This window comes from Myxococcus sp. CA039A (assembly GCF_013336645.1).
GTDB classification, from domain to species: Bacteria; Myxococcota; Myxococcia; order Myxococcales; family Myxococcaceae; genus Myxococcus; species Myxococcus llanfairpwllgwyngyllgogerychwyrndrobwllllantysiliogogogochensis.
Map to the genome: position 1 here is coordinate 1 of NZ_JABUMQ010000238.1, position 18,167 is coordinate 18,167.

Sequence of the window (18,167 nt, forward strand, 5' to 3'; positions counted from 1 at the left end):
CCCCCGGCGTGTCCCGCTTCTCCGCCGCCTCTCGCACGTGCAGCTTGCCGTCCAGCGGCAGCACATCCAGCAACACGTTCAGCGAGCCGTCCTTGTTCACGAACGCGCTTCCCGCCCGCACCCAGATGCCCCCGCCCTTGCCCTCGCGAATGGAGAACACCGCCAGTCGCTTCCCCGCCATCAGCATCTTCCGCCTCCACACTCCACACCGCGCCACCACGGCGCGACCGCCTCGCCGGCTCGACCGCCTGAGGTCGACACCTGCTTGAGCAGTCGCCGTGCCAGGGCCGTCTCCCTCGGAGGAGCGTTCTGGCCCCCGTGCAAGCATCCGCGAGGTGTCCCACCGCGAGGACGGGCGAAGAGGCTCCAGTGGCTTCTCAAGAGGCAAGAGCGCGTCGGCACCCGGTTCCACGCATCAGGGGTGGGGGCACGCGAGTCGGCGTGGAGGTTCGGGGGATTCCGCTCGACGGCACCCGGCTCCACGCATCAGGGGCGGGGGCACGCGAACCGTGCACGTGCGTCGGCGTGGAGGTTGGGGGGATTCCGCTCGTTGGCACCCGGCTCCACTCCGCGACGGCATGGGGCTCGCGAACGGTGCACGTGCGTCGGCGTGGAGGTTCGGGGGATTCCGCTCGACGGCAGGGGGTGCGTGAGAGAAGTGCACCTGCGTCGGGAATGAACGGGCTCCCGGTTTGCTAAGACGCCCGCCGACGCATCCCCCGTCGTCTGGAGGTCGCATGAAGGCCGTTGCCGCCGTGCTCGTCCTGCTTCCCTGTCTCGCGCTCGCGCAGGAGCGTGACTTCTCCCAGGTGGAGGTGCGCGCCACGCCGGTGGCGGGCAACATCCACCTGCTCCAGGGGGCCGGCGGCAACATGGCCGTGTCGGTGGGGCCCGACGGTGTGCTCCTCGTGGATGACGACTTCGCCCCGGTCATCGACAAGGTGCGCGCGGCGTTGAAGACGTTGAGCAAGCAGAAGCTCGTCTATGTCCTCAACACGCACGTGCACAGCGACCACACGGGAGGCAACGCGGTGCTCGGGCGCGAGGCGACGCTGGTGGCGCACGACGCCGTTCGCGCGCGGATGTCGAAGCCGAGGGTCCGCCGGGGCGAGACGCTGCCTCCCGCGCCGGAGCATGCGCGCCCCGTGCTCACCTTCCAGCAGGGGCTCAGCCTCTGGTTCAACGGCGAGGAGGTGCGGATGACGCACCTGCCATCGGGCCACACGGATGGCGACAGCGCGGTGCTGTTCGTGGGCAGCAACGTGCTGCACCTGGGCGACCAGTTCTTCACGGACCGCTTCCCCGTCATCGACCTGGAGGCGGGAGGCAGCGTGGAGGGCTACGTGCGCAACGCGGAGGGCGTGCTCGCGAGCCTGCCCTCCGGCGTGCGCATCATCCCGGGCCACGGCGCGCTCGCGGGGCGCGAGGACCTGGAGCGCTTCGTCGCCATGCTGCGGGAGACGACGGCGCTCGTGCGTCGCAAGAAGGTGGCGGGCCTGACGCTCGACCAGGTGAAGGCAGAGGGCCTGCCGGAGCAGTACCGGAGCTTCGGCGAGGGCCACGTCAAGACGGAGAAGTGGCTGGAGGTCGTCTACACGGGCCTGGGGTTGGTGGGGCAGGGCAAGCGCCCCTGAGTCCAAGGGGGACCGTCGCGACTTCATCCCGCCCTGGCTCCGTGGGAGAGTCCCCCGCGTCCCGTCGTTCCGAGGTGTCCGCGTGAACCGCTCCGTCCTCGCCGCCCTGCTCCTCCTGGGCGCGCCCTCCCTCGCCGCCGCTCCCGCAGCGCCGTCGCCCATCGCCGCGAAGGCTCGCGCCATCCACGAGTCGGCGCTCATCATCGACACGCACGTGGACACGCCCCTGCGCATGCTCGGAGAGGGCTTCGATTTGGGCTCCCAGCCGCCCAATGGCCAGGGGCACCTGGACCTGTCCCGCGCCCGCGCCGGCAACCTGGGCGCGGCCTTCTTCTCCATCTGGGTGGAGCCCAAGGAGTTCGCCGGCCAATACACCCACCAGTCGCTGCGCATCATCGACTCGGTGCTCAGCGCCGTGGAGAAGCACCCGGATCAGATGGTGCTCGCCCTGTCCTCGAAGGACATCGTCGCCGCGCGCGCCGGCAAGCAGAAGAAGCTCGCCACGCTCATGGGCGTCGAGGGCGGCCACTCCATCCAGAATGACCTGGGCGTGCTGCGCGACTTCTACCGGCTGGGCGTGCGCTACATGACGCTCACCTGGTCCAACACGAACGAGTGGGCGGACTCGTCGGGCGATATCAGTGACGCGTCGGTGAAGCACCACGACGGCCTCACCGACTTCGGCCGCGACGTCGTCCGCGAGATGAACCGGCTGGGCATGCTCGTGGACATCTCCCACGTGTCCGACAAGACGTTCTTCGACACGCTGAAGGTGACGCGCGCGCCCGTCATCGCGTCGCACTCGTCCGCCCGCGCGCTCACCAACCACCCGCGCAACATGACCGACGAGATGCTCAAGGCCGTCGCCACCAACGGCGGCGTGGTGATGGTGAACTTCTTCTCCGCCTTCATCGACGACACCTACCGCACGTCCTACGCCGCCATGGCCACCGAGCGGAAAGCCGCCCAGGACGCGGTGGAGGCGAAGCACAAGGCCTCGGACCCCGTCACCCGCTACCGCGCGAACTCCCAGGCGAGCTGGGAGTGGGCCGCGAAGGTGCAGCGCCCTCCGCTCGAATCCCTCATCAACCACATCGACCACATCGCCAAGGTCGCGGGCGTGGACCACGTGGGCCTGGGCTCGGACTTCGATGGCATCAACTCCTCGCCGCAGGGCATCGACTCGGTGGCGGACCTGCCGCGCATCACCGAGGCGCTGGTGGCCCGGGGCTACACCCGCGAGCAGCTCCACAAGATTCTGGGCGGCAACCTGCTGCGCGTCTTCCGCGAGGCGGAGCGTGTCAGCCGTGAGCTGCGCGCCCCCCCGAGCGTCCAGCGCTGAGTCATCCGCGACGGGCGCGAGGGCAGACTGGAGTCCGAGGCCCATGTCGCCCGTCCGCCGGAGGATTGCAGGCGCAGCGCGTCTTTTCCGGTGCGCCTGCCAGAGTGCGTCAGTGCGGTGAGGTGTGTTTGTCCCCGGGGCTTCCCGCGCGCACACACGAGACGCTAGCCTTCAAATCATGGCATCGGGCGTCGTGTTGATTCGGCTGGGGCTCGTCGCCGCCCTGTGCCTGGGCGGGGAGGCGCGCGCGGCGGACCGCGGCGGCTCGTGGCTCGCCGTGGCGCGTGTGGCCTCCGAGGAGGATGGCGCCCTACTCGAACGCGTGCGCGGCCAGAGCAGCGACCTGCCCGTCGAGCTGCGCGCCATGCCGGGCCCGTCCATGGAAGGCTCGCCCCAGGCGCAGTGGCGCTCCGTCGTCGAGCTGGCGGATGTCCACCAGGCCCGCGCCGTCCTCTGGTTCCAGCGCTCGGGCTCCGAGCTGCGCGTCCACTTCGCCGAACCCGGCAGCCGTCACCTCTTCGTGCGCACCGCGCGGCTGGAAGGTCAGCCCGGCGCGCTCGAGTGGTCCGCGGGCGCCGAGGCCGTGGCGCTCGTCGTGCGCTCCGCCCTGCGCGCGGTGGAGGCTGGCACGCCCCTGGGGGAGGTCGTCGAGGTCGCCGCCCCGCTGTCCGCGCCCGCCACCCCCGAGCGTGAGCCCACGCCCATGCCGCCGGAGCTCTGGGCCGTGCCACCGGCTGCCCTGGACTCGGTGCCGCTGCGCTGGGAGGTGATGGTGGGCGGGATGATGACGCTGGATGGGTATGAGCGGTCCGGCCATCGGGGCCTGCTGCTCGCCTCCGGCTGGGAGTTCCGCAGGGTGCGCCTTCGCCTTCAGGTCCTCGCGGGACTGGAGGCGAAGCTGCCGGATGGCCGCACGGACGTGAAGCTGGAGCAGTACGCCGGAGGGCTGTGGGTGGACACCCCGCTCCTCGAAGTGGGGAGCCTGCGCTGGGGCGTGGGCGCGGGAGTGGGCCTGCTCATCTTCGGTCGCAGCACGGAGTCGTATTTCCTGGGCATCGAAGCCGCCAAGCCGCGCTTCATCCCCGCGCTGCTGGCGGGGCCCGACACCTCCCTGCGCTGGCGCTTCTCCCAGTGGATGGGCGTGGAGGCCACCGTCGCCGCCGATGGCGTCCTGGGGCGGCCCCGGCTCGGTTACTCCGAGGACGGAAACTTCGTGCCACGCAACGAAGGCTGGGCGGTGCGGCCAAGGTTCGCCCTGGCGCTGGTGTTGTTGCCGTGAGTGGGGATGACCCGTTTTCGGCTCGACCTTCCTCCATGGGGTCGATGACGAGCACGGGACGGGAAGCCATCGGCAGAGCACGTCCTGGAGCGGACCCCCGCATCCAGGCGGCCATCCAGGGGCGCAGGGAGGCCGCCGAGTCCTTGTTGATGGAGCTGTTGCCTCGGGTGCGCAACCTCGTCCGCTATCTGGTGCACGGGGACGGGGAGGTGGAGGACATCGCCCAGGAGGCGCTCATCGCCTTGCTGCGGGGGCTCTCCACGTACCGGGGCGAGGGGCAGTTCCAGTCCTGGGTGGACCGGGTGGTGGCTCGCACGACGTTCGCATGGCTGAAGCGCGCCCGGGGCAACGAGGCGCGGCGCGTCGATGAGTCCGCGGAGTTGATGGCGGTGCCTTCCGAGGATGCGCCCCCGGATGAATACGTGCATCGCCGTCGCATGGTGATGTTGTTGGACCGTATCCCCGACGAGCAGCGACATGCGATGGTGTTGCATCATGTGCTCGGCATGAGTGTGCCGGAGGTGTCGGACGAGCTGGGAATTCCCTTCGAGACGATTCGGAGTCGTCTGCGGCTGGGGCGCGCGGCGCTCCGCGCACTGGCGACCGAGGACGGCGGCGTTCCGGATGGAGGCGCGGAATGAGTCGGCTCCTGGATGAAGAAGGGCTGCCTCCGGGGATGCTCGCGCCGCTGGACGAGGACCCGGGGCCTGCTCGTCGACTGTCTCGGCAGAAGTCCGCGGCGCTGGTGCAGGCCGCGGTGCTCGCCGCCCTGGACGCGCCTTCGCCGCCTCCGCGTTCCCGTCGCCGGCACGAGTGGTTGATGGGAGGGGCGCTGCTCGTGGTGGGCGCGGCGGCTGTCGCGACATGGCACCTGTCCCGCCGGAGCGATTCGCTGGCGCCCGTCGAGACGTCTGTCGTGGCAGCGCCCGCCGTCGTCGAACCCGTGCGTCCCGAGCCGGTGGTGCCGACGGTCGACGTGGAGCGGGCCGAGGTTGCCGGCGTCGGAGTCACGCGGACCGGAGCGGAGGTCGGCGTCGACGTGGAGCGGGCCGAGGTCGCCGGCGTCGGAGTCATGCGGACCGGCGCGGAGGTCGGCGTGGCACGGGCCGAACCCGACGTGGCTGGCGTTGGCATGAAGCAGACCGCGACCGGAGGGACGGAGGTCGGCGTGCCTCGGACCACTCCGGACGTCGCGGTCCCTTCGCCGTCCGCGAAGCCCCGTGGGACGGAGATGCTCCCCAGCGCGCCCGCTCCGGAGGACTTGTTGCGCCGGGCCAATGGTCACCGCGCCACGGGACAGTGGAAGGCCGCGGAGGCGCTCTATCTGCGCGTCATCCGGACCGACCCACAGGGCATGTCCGCGTATGTCGCGCGCGTGGCCTCGGGCTCGCTGCGGCTGGAGCACCTGGGCGATGCGCGAGGGGCGCTGCGTCAGTACCAGGAGGCCCAGCGGGGCTGGCCTGGGGGCGTGCTGGAAGAAGAAGCGAGCCACGGCGTCACGGAGGCCCTGCGGGCCCTGGGCGACAGGGACGGCGAGGCGCGGGCGCTGGAGTCCTTTCTCGCGCGCCACCCCGATTCGCCCCATGGAGTGGCGGCTCGGACCCGACTGAGGGAGATTTCAGGTCGATGACTCGCGCCTTCGCATCGCGGTGGAAGCGTTCTCCGGGCAGCTTTGTCCTGCTGGGCTTGCTCGTGGTGGGGGCCGCGTGCACGGTGAGGGACCCGGTGGCCTTCATCAACACGCCGCACAGCGACGCGGGCCCGGTGGCCTCGTCGGACAGCGGGACGACAGGGGAGGGCGAGAACCCCTCCGATGACCCCGCGGCCTTCTGTGCCTCCACGGGCCCGCTGCTGCTGGTGGGTGACAGCGTCACGGGCGCCAAGGTGTGCAGCGGTCACCTCGCGGAGCGCGCCTTCCGTTACGCGCTGTGCTCGTGCGACAGGCTCGCGTTCAGCGCGACGCTCACCACGGATGCGTTCCGCGGCTCCATGGGCAAGTACGTGCCAGGAGGGCAGGGCGGCGCGGTGGCGACGAACGGCGGCGTCGCGGCGAACGACACGCTGAAGGTCGGCGGTGGGCTGAGCGCGGGCGGCGCGGATGGAATCTCCCTGGGACGCGGCCTGTCGGTGGGCGGTGGCCTGTACAGCGGAGGTCCGCTCACGGGCAACGTGTCCGCCCAGGTGACGGGGGATGCGTGGGTGCGCGGTGACGTGGGTCTGGCGTCGCTGACGGTGGAGGGCAAGCTGGCCGTGCCCGCCGAGCGCATCATGTCCGGCACGGTGACGGCCTCGGAGGTGCTGCGAGAGCCGGTGGACTCGGTGGCTCCGTGCGCGTGTGATGACGCCTCGCGGGTGGACATTCGCGGCCTCATCAGCAGCCACGCCGAGAACAACCACAACGAGGCCATCGGCCTGGATGCCTCGTCGCTTGCGGGCTTCAATGGGGAGCGCACGCTGGAGCTGCCGTGCGGGCGCTTCTTCCTGACGAACATCGAGGGACAGGGACGGTTGAACCTCGTCGTGCGCGAGCGCACCGCGCTGTTCGTGCGAGACGACGTCGTCATTGGCGAGCGGCTCTCGGTGGAAGTGGTGCCGCCCGGAGAGCTGGACCTGTTCATCGGCGGCGACGTGACGGTGGCAGGGCAGTTCCTCCTGGGCTCCATCGACGCGCCGGCCCGCGTCCGCGTCTATTCGGCGGGCACGGGGACGCTGGGCATCTCCGCGGGCAGCGTGCTCGCGGGGAACTTCTACGCGCCCGGTGCCACGATGACACTCAGTGGCAACGCGGAGGTGTACGGCTCCCTTTTCGTGCGCCACATCGAGTCCTCCGGCGCATTGGCGCTGCACTACGACGCGGACGTGGCCACGCTGGGGAGCGCCTGCGGCCCCGAGAAGTGAGGCCCGGATTGTTTCACCGTGGCTGGCGCTGGGGTCGCGTGTGCGACCCGCGAGGTTCCCCCCGCGAAGGCGTCCTCGTGGACGTGTGGGGGTGGACAGACGGAAGGGGCGTGCACAGCTTTGCGAGCGCACCTTCCTTCCGGCCTGGAGGACCCTCGTGCTCCACCGTTTGTCCGCGCTGACGGCTCAGCTTCGGGAGGACCGCGAGGCGCTGCTGCGCGATGTCGGGTGGCCCGTGTTGGTGTGGGACTCGATGCCGAGTCGCCCGCGCCCGGTGTCTCCGGTGGATGCGCCGACCTTGATGGGCCCGTCGCCCTCGCGTGTCGTGGAGCCCGTCGTGTTCGAGCTGCGGCCGCGCCTTCGGGGAAGTGGTCCCGAGGTGACGGTGGGACGCAGCCCCGAGTGCGACATCGTCCTGCCCGAACCCACTGTGTCGCGTCAGCACGCGCGGTTTCGTCCGGAGCCGCACACGGAGGTGTGGAGCGTGACGGACCTGGAGAGCCACGGCGGCACGTATCAGGAAGGCGTGTTGATAGTGCCGGGCCGCTCCTCGCCGCTGTTCAGCCGCGCGTCGTTGCGACTGGGTGGCGCGGAGGTGGTGTTCCTCCAAGCGAGTGCTTTCGAGCAGTACGTGCGCTCGTGTGCCGCGCTGTCCCGGGTGCGCTTGACGCGACGGAGGTGACCCCCTAGAAGGGGTGCGCCCTTGGGTGCCCATGTCGGGCTTTCAAGAGGGAAGCCGGTGCGAATCCGGTGCGGTCCCGCCACTGTGATTGGGCAGCCCTGAGGACAGGGCCGGGGACTTCGGACAGTCGCCACTTCGGCAGCGGCCTTGAGGCGCTCCGGGGGAAGGCGGAAGCCCCCTTCCAGCCAGACGCGCCGTGCGCCTGAGGCCGGAGCCCATCAGCCAGGAGACCTGCCCAGGGGTGCGAACGTGTCGCGTGGCGACACGTGCGGACGGCCTTCTCTCTTCGATGGAGAGAGCGGAAGGCGGAGCATGCGGCGCACCTTCCTCGTTGGGCACCTGGTGTGCCTGGCGCTCAGCCTCCCTGTCGAAGTCCGTGCCCAGGTGCCGGACGATGCCGCCGCGGAGCCGGACAGCTCCCGTGTGCGCGCCACCGTGGTTCGCGGCAAGTCGCCGCCACCGCCGGACTCGCCCGAGCGCAGGGACCCGACGGGCGCCATCACCGTCATCGATGCCACCGCTCGCGCGGGCGAAGCGCGCGACACGGCGGAGCTGCTCGTCGGCTCGGTGGGCCTCGCGGTGCAGGACTCGGGGGGCTACGGCCAGAGCAAGAGCCTCGTCGTCCGAGGCGCCGCGTCGAACGGCGTGCTGGTGTTCCTTGATGGAATCCCGCTCAACGGCGCGGGCGGCATGGCGGACCTGTCCCAGGTTCCCGCCGCGCTGGTGGAGCGCTTCGAGGTGCTGCGCGGTGGCGCGGGCGCCCGCTATGGCTCGGGAGGTCTGGGCGGTGCGGTGAATATCGTCACGCGCGCGCCCTCCTCTCACACTCGCGCCAGTGGTGAGGTCACCTACGGAAGCTGGAACACGGCGCTGGGACATGTCGCGGTGACGGGCCCGCTGCTCGACGGACATGGACTGGTGTTGCTCCATGCGGGGCGCTCGGATGGAGACTTCGCCTACGAGCTCGATGAACTGCCCGCGGTGGACGACAACCCCGTCACCGCCGAGGCCCGTGCCCGCAACGACGCGAAGGGTGGCGGCGTGCTGCTGCGCTACCGGCGTCGACTGCCCGGAGGCTCGCGTCTGGATGTGCTCTCCGAGCTGGCCCTGGAGGACCGCGCCATTCCCGGCACGGTGCAGAATCCCCAGTCCGCCGGGCGACAGGACCTGGACCGGCTCTCGCTCGGGGTGCGCTGGTCGGGAGCGCTCGGTGGCACGGGCACGCAAGGCAGCGCGCGAGGCTTCTTCCGACGCGATGGCCTGGAGGTCACAGGCGGCCTCCTCGGCGCGGGAGGCCCGCAGCGCCACCTCGTCGGCGGCGTGGAACTGGAGGGGCGTACTCCGCTGGGCGGTGCTCACACGCTGACCACCACCGTGGCTTCCTCCAGCGAGCAGGTCACCGAGGCCCGGGGCGCGCAGTCCGCGGGCTGGTGGCGCGGAAGCGTCATGGTCATGGACGAGTGGGCCCTGTTCGGCGGCGTGCTGGACGTGGTGCCCTCGTTGCGGCTGGAGCGCGTGGGGCCCTACTGGCTCTTCTCTCCGAAGCTCGGCGCGGCGGTGTCCCTGGGCGGTGGCTTCGGGCTGCGCGCCAACGCGGGACAGTCCCACCGCGCGCCCTCGTTCCTAGAGCTGTACATCCGCCAGGGCACGCTCCTGCCCAACCCCGGCTTGAAGCCCGAGCGCGCCCTGTACGCGGACGCGGCCCTGGTCTGGGACTCCGAAGAGCGTGTCTCGGGTGCGCCCCGTTGGAGCGCGACGGCGGGCGGCTTCGCGGCGTTGTACGAGAACCTCATCGCCTACGAGCTGTATCCCCCGATGATGGCGCGGCCCTACAACTTCGACGCCGCCCGAGTGTGGGGCGTGGAGCTGGAGGGCGAGGCCCGGCCCTTCTCCTGGCTGTCCGCCAGCGGCAGCTACACGTGGCTGCGCACGCAGAATCGTCTGGGCGACCCACGCTTCTACAATCAGGACCTGCCCTATCGCCCGCGCCACAAGTGGGTGGGCCGCGTGCGCGCCGGGCCCGACTGGCTCAACGCCCGCACGGAGGTGCTGTACCAGGCCTCTCAGCTCGTCAACCGCACCGGCACGCGCGACCTTCCGTCACGCACCCTCTGGAGTGTGGGTGCCTCCAGCACCTTCCTGCACGCTCCGGACGTCACCCTGTCGGTCGAGGTGAAGAACCTCCTCGACTCGCGGGCCCAGGACTTCACTGGCTTCCCACTGCCAGGGCGCGCGGCCTACGCGACCCTCGCGGTGTCGCTCGAGCCGAACCCCCCGTCGCCTCCCTCCTCCGAGGACTCCCATGCCCCGCGCGCCCCGTCCCCTTGAGTCCACGCCGCTGGCGTTGCTGTCAGTCTCTCTCCTGGCCCTCGTGCTCACCGGCTGCCCGGATGAAGGCGTGGTGTGCACCGCCGGCCTCACGGTCTGCGAGGGCACCTGCGTGGACCTGCGCGGCGACACCGCCCACTGCGGCGCCTGTGGCAACACCTGCTCCACGGGCGAAGTCTGTCAGGACAGCGTCTGCGGCTGTCGCGCTGGCACCGAGTCCTGTGATGGCGCCTGTGTCGACACCGCGACGAACGTGGCCCACTGCGGTACCTGCGGCACGGCCTGCGCCACAGGTCAGGTGTGCGAGGCGGGCGCGTGTCGCGAAGGTTGCTCGGAGGGGCTGCTGCGCTGCGGTGGTGCGTGCGTGGATGCGCGGACGGACGTGCTGAACTGCGGCGCGTGCGGCGTCGCGTGTCCGGACGTGCAGTCGTGTCACGCCGGACGGTGCGCATACGACGTGGTGACGGCGTGCTTCACGAACGGACAGCTCGTGGGCATCCAGGCGGGAACGGACCAGCTGGGGCCCCGGCGCGAGTTCGGCGCGGGTGTGCAGTCGCTCGCGTCATGGGACGGCTTCGTGCTGGCGGCGGACATGACGAACGGCAAGCTGCTCCAGGCGGCGGGAGGCAACCTGGGGACCCTCGTCGAGGAGGACTCGCTGGGCGTGGTCTCCGGCTCGCCCAACGACATCCTCGTGGACCCGCCCTACGTGTACGTCGTCGACTCGGTGAACAACACGCTCCAGGTGCTCAAGCGCGAGGGCACGGCGCAGGGCAATGGCCTGGGCCTGCGCACGGTGGGCCAGGTGAACCTGGGCGCGAACACCAGTCCCCAGGCGCTCGCGCGCTTCGGCGATACGCTCTTCATCCCGCTGTTCGGCACCGCGAGCTCCAACTTCCAGCACGGCAACGCCGTGGCGCGTGTGGACATCTCCAACCCCGAGCAGCCGCGCAAGGTGGACACGCTGTCGCTCGCGGGCCTGGACCTGAAGCCCTTTGGCGGAGGCCCGGTGATGCCGCTGCCGTACTCGGTGACGGCGACGCGCTCCGCCGTGTACGTGGCGCTCACCAATCTGAATCCCGCCAATGACTACCGTCCCAACGGGCCGGGCATGCTCGCGCGAATCGACCCTTCCACCGGCGCGATGAGCGCCATCGACCTGGGCGCGGAGCGCTGCCTCAACGCGGGCTACGTGGAGGCGGTGGGGGACCAGCTGGTGGTCGCCTGTATCGGCGAGGCCCTCTATGACCCGGAGAATGGCTACATCGCGACGTCCGTGCGCTCCACCGGGTTGGTGCTGGTGAAGGACGACACCGTCGTGGCCTCCTACGCGCTCAACCCTGGCTGTCAGCCGGGCGCGCCCGGGTGTGTGCTCTCCGTGGCCAGTCGCTTCGCGGTGGCGAAGGGCTCGGTGTACCTGGCGGATACCAACGCCGGCCGCGTCTTCGTGGTGGAGGTGGGAGACGGCCGCCTCACCGAGCGTCGTGGCTACTCCACGCCCGAGGCGAAGGGCCCCGCGCTGGAGGCGTGCCCGTTGGACCCGCGTCGCCCCGTGTCCAATGCCATCGACGTCACCGCGCTCCATTGACAATGCCGGTCACCCGCCATATCCCCGCCGGCGTCCTCGGTGCTGACGTGGAAACACGGCGGCTCTAGGGAACCCGGTGTGAATCCGGGACTGCCCCGCAGCGGTGTGCAGGAACGACCGCCGTCACGAAGCACTGGTCCCTCCATGGGGCTGGGAAGCGACGGCCACTAGGTGGGTGCCCCCGGGGCATCCGCGCCTGCGAGTCCGAAAACCTGCCAAGGACCCGTGCCCTTCGGGCACGGACATCACCGAGGCCTCCGAGGGGAGGCGGCGGAGGCGTCAGCCTTTCTTCCGTGCACGTGGGTGTGCCCGGGCCCGCCTTCGACCGCGTCCTCCTGGATGCCCACCCGCCCGTGGGGGCGGAGAGGGACTGAGGACGCCGATGAAGACCGCTGACTGGAAGCGCGTAGCTCCCTGGACGAAGTCTGTTTCGCTGGCTGTGACCACCTTCGCGGTGGCGCTGCTTGGCACGGGTTGCAACCCCGAGTGCGTGGACACATTCGACTGCCGCGCCGACAACGGCGAGCCCCCCGCGGGCCAGCAGTGGGTCTGCGTCGACGAGAAGTGCGAGACGGAGCCGATTGGCCAGCCCCCGGTGCCTGACGCGGGTCCCGTGGACTCGGGCACGCCGGATTCAGGTCCGGTGGACTCGGGCACGCCGGACGCCGGTCCCGTGGATTCGGGCACGCCGGATTCAGGCCCGGTGGACCCCACGCCGGACGCGGGCCCCGTGGACTCGGGCACGCCGGACGCCGGCCCCGTGGACCCCACGCCGGATGCGGGTACGCCGGACGCGGGTACGCCGGACGCGGGCCCCGTCACCTGCGAGACGACGCCGCACGACGCGAAGCTGGGCACGCTCCAGCTCCAGGCGGGCTTCGTCGCCACCGAGACGGCCCCGCTGCCGGATGGCATCTCCGCCCTGGGCTCGTCGCCGGGTCCGACGTACTCGTTCTACGCGGTGCAGGGAGGCGGCAAGGACGCCGCGCTGTATTCGATGGGCACGTGGCCCGACCTCCAACTGTCCCCCACCAAGCTCTATGACGTCGTCACCCCCGAGGACCGCGCTGGCAGCGTCGCGGTCTACGCGGGCGGCTACCTCATCAACGACGGGCAGCGCGTCTTCACCGGCTACACCACGGGCGCCTCCGGGTCTCCGGGCTCCCTCTCGCTCTACGACATCGCCACGCCGGCCTCGTCGTCCTTCCTCACCGCGCCGAAGAACTACTCCGCGGCGGCCTTCTCGAACGGGGACACGAGCGCGGTGCTCCTCAACGGTGGCGGCCTGGGCACCCTGCCCACGGGGCTCGGCATCTACGGCGTGGTGACGTCCGCGAATCCCCTGGGCACGGTGCGCGTGGCCAACTTCCCGGCCGAAGGCGTGGTCGCCAGCGGCTTCACCGCCGTGGCGGACAATGGCGTCGCCGCGCTGGGCTTCTTCAACGGAGACTTCGTCAACGTCATCTACGGCGTGGCGCCGTCGGTCGTCGCCCAGGCCATCACCAGCGGGACGCCGCTGGAGCTGGGCAGCCAGTCGCCCATCGAGGTGGGCAGCGACTTCGACAGTGCGTCCTCCTTCGGCGCGGGTGTCGTCGTCAACCGCGGCGGGTATGACGAGAACTTCAGCTTCGTGAGCACGGATGTGTCCCGCTTCGCGCTGTCCACCAGCACGGGGAGCGACACTGTCACGGTGGGCGCGCGCGCCGCCGTGCTCGACTACGTGGACCAGTGCACCACCGTCACGATGCTGGAGCCGCTCGGCTCGGACGTGCTGGTGGGCGTTGCCGACAAGAACGGCCAGCGACTGGTCCGCCTCCAGGTGGCCCCGTGAGTCGCCGCGTGTCCTGGCCGCACCAGCGGGGCGCGGCGCTCGCCCTGCTCCTGAGCCTGTCGGCCTGCGGTGGTGAGGACCCGTCCTCGCCCTCGGAGGACGCGGGGCCGGGGGACTCGGGCTCGCCTGAAGACGCGAGTGTCGCCGTGCCCGCGGACCCGTACGCGGACGAGGTCGTGGAGTTCCTTCCGGGCCCCGGCGCGGGCTTCGGACAGGACCGCTTCCCGTCCATCGTCCTGGGCCCGCCGGTGGGCTCGGGGTTGGACAGCGGCTCGCTCGACGTCCTCTCGCTGGGCAAGTCGGGCTCCATCACCCTGCGCTTCACGGACCTCGCGGTGATGGACGGGCCGGGCGTGGACCTGCTCGTCTTCGAGAACGCCTTCCTCATCGCCGGAGGCCCTCGTGCCTTCACCGAGCGGGCGAAGGTGTCCGTGAGCGACAATGGCGTGCAGTGGTTCGAGTTCCCCTGCGCCCCCTCGGACGCGGCGAACAACTACCCGGGCTGCGCGGGCGTACGTCCCGTGACGGCCAACCCCGCCGCCGGCATCAGCGCCACGGACCCCTCCGTCGCGGGCGGAGACGGGTTCGACCTGGCCACCGTGGGCCTCAGCCGGGCGCGCTACGTGCGCATCCAGGACTCCGGCACCAGCGGCTCCGCCGGCACGTCCGCCGGGTTCGATTTGGACGGCGTCGCCGTGGTGAACGGCGTGTCGCTCACGGCCGCGCCATGACGAAGCTGGACCGCCGCGCCGCGCTCCTCACGCTGGCCCAGGGTGGCTGTGCCCTGGCCGCGCTGGGAGTGGGGTGCGGCGGGGAGTGGCGGGAGGCCATCGTCCTGGACCTCCCGCCCGACGGCGCCGCCTGTCCCGGGGCGCCGGTGCCGGGCACGGCCGAGGAGGGCTGGGTGGAAGTGCGGCTCGCGGACCACCCGGCGCTGCGGTCACCAGGAGGCCACGCCGAGGTGCGCGTGCCCGAAGCGCTCCTGGACGTGGTGCTCGTGCACACGCGGCCCGGCTGCTTCGTGGCGCTGTGGCGCATCTGCACGCACGGGGACTGCGCCGTGGACTGGCTCCCGGCCGAGGGCGTCATGGAGTGTCCCTGTCACGGCTCCCGCTTCGCGCTGGATGGCGCGGTGCTTCAAGGCCCCGCCCAAAGAGCGCTGACGGCCTTCACCGCGGTGCGCCACGGACAGTCCGTCTTCATCCACCGGCCGCGCTGAGGACTCGCCCTGGCGGGCACTTGCGAGTCGCCCGGAGCACTGTCAGTCTTGACGCGGCGCGAAGCACTTGCGCCGGCAGTCCGGGTCACTCCTGTCCCCCCTCTCGAAGCGGTGTCTCCTTCTCTCATGAGACGGGAGAGTCGTGTAATGTCGGGCATTCGATGTGGCAGATCATCATCAACGGGCCCGGCTACTTCGATACGTCCTACGATTTGCCCGAGGGCGTGACGAGCCTCGGCCGCGCGGACGAGAACGATATCGTCCTGGGTGGCGACCTCGTTTCGCGCCGGCACGCGCGCCTGTACGTCGAGGCGGACATCCTCCGCATCGAGGACCTGGGCAGCCGTAACGGCAGTCGCGTCAACGGCGCGCCCTTGCAGGGCTCACGACAACTGTCCCCCGGGGACACCGTCGCGCTGGGCGAGAACACGCTCGCGGTCCGCCAGCCCAACACGGTGGAGAACGCGGCCACGGAGATGGTGGACCTGGGCGCGGGCGGCGTCGTGCGCTTCGGCCATGGGCAGGACGTGGGCCCCTCCGTGCTGCTGGCCAAGAGCGTGCGGGACGCGGACGTGCTGCGCCTGTTGGACAACGTGGGGCCCATGCCCTTCGAGGACTTCAGCAGCGCGTCCACGCCGATTGCGCCCGCCAGTCCCCGCGTGGGCCAGGAGACGCTGGTGCTGATGTTCCGCACCGCGGAGGCGCTCTCCACCGCCACCACGCTGTCCACCTTCCTGGACATGACGATGGACCGGCTGCTGGAGCGCACGGACGCCACGACGGCCGTCGTGCTGCTCAAGCACCCCACGGGCGCGCTGGTGCCGGCGGCGGTGCGTCACCGGGGCAAGCTGGCCAAGGGCGAGGTGCCCGTGTCCGACGCCATCGTCGACGAGGCGCTGAAGCAGGGCCGCGCGCTCGCCGTGGGTGACGTGCGCGACGACCGCCGCTTCGCCGCCCGCGAGAGCGTCATCCTCTACGGCGTGGACAGCGTGCTGTGCATCCCCATTGGCGCCGAGCCGCCGTACGCGGGCGTGCTCTACGTCAACACCTCCGCGAAGGGGGATGGGCTGGAGCCGATGCTGGATGCGTGCTCGGCGGTGGCGCACCTGGTGGCCACGGGCGTGCAGAAGTTCTCCCCGAAGGAGGGCGGCGCCACGCTGGAGCGGATGCGCCGGATGCTGGAGCGCTTCCACCCGCCGGATATCGCGGAGCGCCGCGCGTCGGAGGCCCTGCGTCAGGGGGGACGGCTGCCGGGGCTGGAGGAGCGCACCCTCACCGTGCTGCACGTGGAGCTGGTGGGCTTTGGCGCGCTGGCTCCGCGCATCGGCGCGGCCAAGGCCACCCAGTTGCTCAACGAATTCCACTCGCGGGCCACCGGCATCGTGTTCAGCTTCGAGGCCACGGTGGAGGGCTTCCAGGGCGACTCCATGCGGGCGCTGTTCGGCGTGCCCTACGTCAAGGGCGAGGACTCCGTGCGGGCCGTGCGCGCCGCCCTGTCCCTGCGCGCCGACTGGGAGCGGGCCATGAGCCGCCGTCCCCTGGACGAGCGCTGCGAGCTGCGGCTGGCCCTGCACACCACGCGCGCGCTGGTGGGGATGATCGGCAACGAGGTGCGCTCGGACTACACGGCGGTGGGCGAGGGCATGGCCGTGGCCGGATGGCTGGCCGCCACGGGCAACCCCGGCCAGGTGCTGATGACCGGCAAGATGCTGGCCTCCGTGGGGGCCCGCTTCGACGTGATGCCCCTGGGGGAGCGGATGGTGCGCGCACCCCGGGAGAAGGTGGCCGTCTTCGAGGTGCTCGACGAGGATGTCGGCACGCTCACCAACCCGGGCCTGCGGTGAAAACCCCTCGCGGCAGGTTGACGGGTTGATGCCGTGGCCCTGGACGGGGTTCAATGGGGCCCGAGTGGTGGACCCCCGCCTCCATGAACGCCCATAACCCTTCCGCCCGGCTGCGTCCGTTCCGGCCCCAGCCCTTTGGCCGGTACACCCTCCTGTCCCATCTGGCGACGGGCGGCATGGGTGAGATCTATCTCGCCCGCCTGGAGGGCGCGCAGGGCTTCGAGAAGCTGTGCGTCATCAAGAAAATCCTCCCGCAGCTCGCGGAGGACAGCGACTTCGTCGAGCGCTTCGTGGGCGAGGCGCGCACCCTGGTCCGGCTGAGCCACGGCTCCATCGCCCAGGTGCTGGACATGGGGCTGCACGAGGGCGAGGCCTACATGGCCCTCGAGTACGTGGACGGCAAGGACCTGCGCAAGGTGGCCGCTCGGGTGCGGGACAGGCAGGTGCCGCTGCCGCTCACCTTCATCCTCTACATCATGGGCCGGGTGCTGGACGCGCTCGCCTATGCGCACCGCAAGAAGGATGACGACGGCGAGGACCTGAAGCTGGTCCACCGGGACATCTCTCCGCAGAACATCCTCATCTCCTACGAGGGGGAGGTGAAGGTCGTCGACTTCGGGCTCGCCAAGAGCCGGCTGTCCGCGGCGAAGACGAACCCGAGCATCATCCTGGGCAAGTTCCTCTACATGTCCCCGGAGCAGGCGCGGCACCAGCCGGTGGACCGTCGCAGTGACTTGTACGCGGTGGGCCTCACGCTCTACGAGCTCATCGCCGGCAAGAACCCCTTCGACGGCATCCACCCCGGCGAGCTGATGTCCGTGGTGGCCAACCCCAAGGTCGCCCCCCTGGACGACGTGGAGCCGCTCACGCCGCGCTCGGTGACGGCGCTGGTGGCCAAGGCGTTGGAGGTGGACCCCACGCAGCGCTTCCAGACGGCGGAGGAGTTCCGTGGCCGGCTGCAGACGTGCCTGATGGAGATTGACGCCAGCGCGGGCCCGGAGAGCGTCAGCCGCTTCATGCGGGAGCTCTTCACGGCGGACTTCCAGTCCGAGCGGCGCCTGTTGGCCAGCCTCAAGGACGTGCCGCGCGGAGGTGTCCCCGAGCCACGGGCCGCGGCGCAGGAGCAGGACGACGGCGGCACCGCGCCCCGCGCGACGCTGCCGGCGGGGGCCATCCTCCCCGCGAAGACCATCCGGTTGGATGGCCCGGTGGAGGCGCTCTCCTTCCACCCCACGCCGCGCAGCCGCGAGGCCGGCGGTCCGGTGAATGACGGCGAGACGCGTCCGGGCATTCCCATGGACGAGGCCACGCGGCCCGCCTTCCCGCTGGAGGCCTTGGAGGAAGAGGCCCGCGCCCGGGCGAGCCGGCTGAATCCGGACACGTCGCCCTCGGTGGAGGTGGAGCCGGAGGCCTTCAACCGTCCTCCTCCCACGCCGCCGCCCGCCGTTGCTCCCGTGATGCGTCCGCCCTCGCAGACGCGGGAGGTACCGCTGGCCACCGTGCCACCGGAGGCCATTCCACC

15 protein-coding genes and 2 riboswitches are annotated in these 18,167 nt (G+C 71.0%); of the genes, 14 read left to right on the forward strand and 1 reads right to left on the reverse strand.

From position 1 onward, the window contains the following. The coding region (locus tag HR086_RS32115; RefSeq protein ID WP_174467542.1) for a hypothetical protein at positions 1-187 on the reverse strand (187 nt) is incomplete at its 3' end. 550 nt (positions 188-737) lie between these two features. Here HR086_RS32115 and HR086_RS32120 point away from each other — a divergent pair. The 14 genes from HR086_RS32120 to HR086_RS32185 all read left to right on the forward strand — a co-directional run. After that, complete coding sequence (locus HR086_RS32120) at positions 738-1,634, forward strand: MBL fold metallo-hydrolase (protein ID WP_174467543.1); 897 nt, start codon at positions 738-740, stop codon at positions 1,632-1,634. An 82-nt stretch (positions 1,635-1,716) separates the two neighbouring features. After that, positions 1,717-2,976: a dipeptidase gene (locus tag HR086_RS32125; RefSeq protein ID WP_174467544.1), complete on the forward strand. Its 1,260-nt coding sequence runs from the start codon at positions 1,717-1,719 to the stop codon at positions 2,974-2,976. Between the two features lie 178 nt (positions 2,977-3,154). Beyond that, on the forward strand, positions 3,155-4,255 hold the full coding sequence (locus HR086_RS32130; RefSeq protein WP_174467545.1) for a hypothetical protein: 1,101 nt from the start codon (positions 3,155-3,157) through the stop codon (positions 4,253-4,255). Between the two features lie 44 nt (positions 4,256-4,299). Next, entirely contained in the window at positions 4,300-4,896 is a 597-nt protein-coding gene (locus HR086_RS32135) for an RNA polymerase sigma factor (protein ID WP_174454381.1), read from the forward strand. Continuing rightward, positions 4,893-5,885 carry a tol-pal system YbgF family protein gene (locus HR086_RS48785; protein WP_254623601.1) on the forward strand — a complete coding sequence of 331 codons (993 nt, stop codon included), beginning with the start codon at positions 4,893-4,895 and terminating at the stop codon, positions 5,883-5,885. The genes HR086_RS32135 and HR086_RS48785 overlap by 4 nt, the downstream gene beginning before the upstream one ends. After that, positions 5,882-7,153 (forward strand): hypothetical protein, encoded by a 1,272-nt coding sequence (locus HR086_RS32145; protein ID WP_174454227.1) that lies wholly within the window; start codon positions 5,882-5,884, stop codon positions 7,151-7,153. Before HR086_RS48785 ends, HR086_RS32145 begins: the two co-directional genes overlap by 4 nt. A gap of 157 nt (positions 7,154-7,310) precedes the next feature. Continuing rightward, entirely contained in the window at positions 7,311-7,835 is a 525-nt protein-coding gene (locus HR086_RS32150; protein ID WP_174454228.1) for an FHA domain-containing protein, read from the forward strand. 6 nt (positions 7,836-7,841) lie between these two features. After that, positions 7,842-8,089: riboswitch (cobalamin riboswitch) on the forward strand. A 58-nt stretch (positions 8,090-8,147) separates the two neighbouring features. Continuing rightward, positions 8,148-10,163 (forward strand): TonB-dependent siderophore receptor, encoded by a 2,016-nt coding sequence (locus HR086_RS32155; RefSeq protein WP_174467546.1) that lies wholly within the window; start codon positions 8,148-8,150, stop codon positions 10,161-10,163. Further along, positions 10,138-11,751 carry an MXAN_6577-like cysteine-rich protein gene (locus HR086_RS32160; protein WP_174467547.1) on the forward strand — a complete coding sequence of 538 codons (1,614 nt, stop codon included), beginning with the start codon at positions 10,138-10,140 and terminating at the stop codon, positions 11,749-11,751. Before HR086_RS32155 ends, HR086_RS32160 begins: the two co-directional genes overlap by 26 nt. Before the next feature lie 20 nt (positions 11,752-11,771). Next, positions 11,772-11,986: riboswitch (cobalamin riboswitch) on the forward strand. Positions 11,987-12,133: 147 nt separating this feature from the next. After that, positions 12,134-13,582, forward strand: a complete 1,449-nt coding sequence (locus HR086_RS32165) for a hypothetical protein (RefSeq protein WP_174454231.1) — start codon at positions 12,134-12,136, stop codon at positions 13,580-13,582. Then, on the forward strand, positions 13,579-14,313 hold the full coding sequence (locus tag HR086_RS32170) for a cell surface protein (protein ID WP_373564381.1): 735 nt from the start codon (positions 13,579-13,581) through the stop codon (positions 14,311-14,313). The genes HR086_RS32165 and HR086_RS32170 overlap by 4 nt, the downstream gene beginning before the upstream one ends. After that, the gene (locus HR086_RS32175; RefSeq protein WP_174467548.1) at positions 14,310-14,801 is read left to right on the forward strand and encodes a ubiquinol-cytochrome c reductase iron-sulfur subunit; all 492 of its coding nucleotides are present in this window, start codon (positions 14,310-14,312) and stop codon (positions 14,799-14,801) included. The genes HR086_RS32170 and HR086_RS32175 overlap by 4 nt, the downstream gene beginning before the upstream one ends. Positions 14,802-14,962: 161 nt before the next feature. Next, the gene (locus tag HR086_RS32180) at positions 14,963-16,645 is read left to right on the forward strand and encodes an FHA domain-containing protein (protein WP_141649394.1); all 1,683 of its coding nucleotides are present in this window, start codon (positions 14,963-14,965) and stop codon (positions 16,643-16,645) included. Positions 16,646-16,821: 176 nt separating this feature from the next. Continuing rightward, the coding region (locus HR086_RS32185; RefSeq protein ID WP_373564382.1) for a serine/threonine protein kinase at positions 16,822-18,167 on the forward strand (1,346 nt) is incomplete at its 3' end.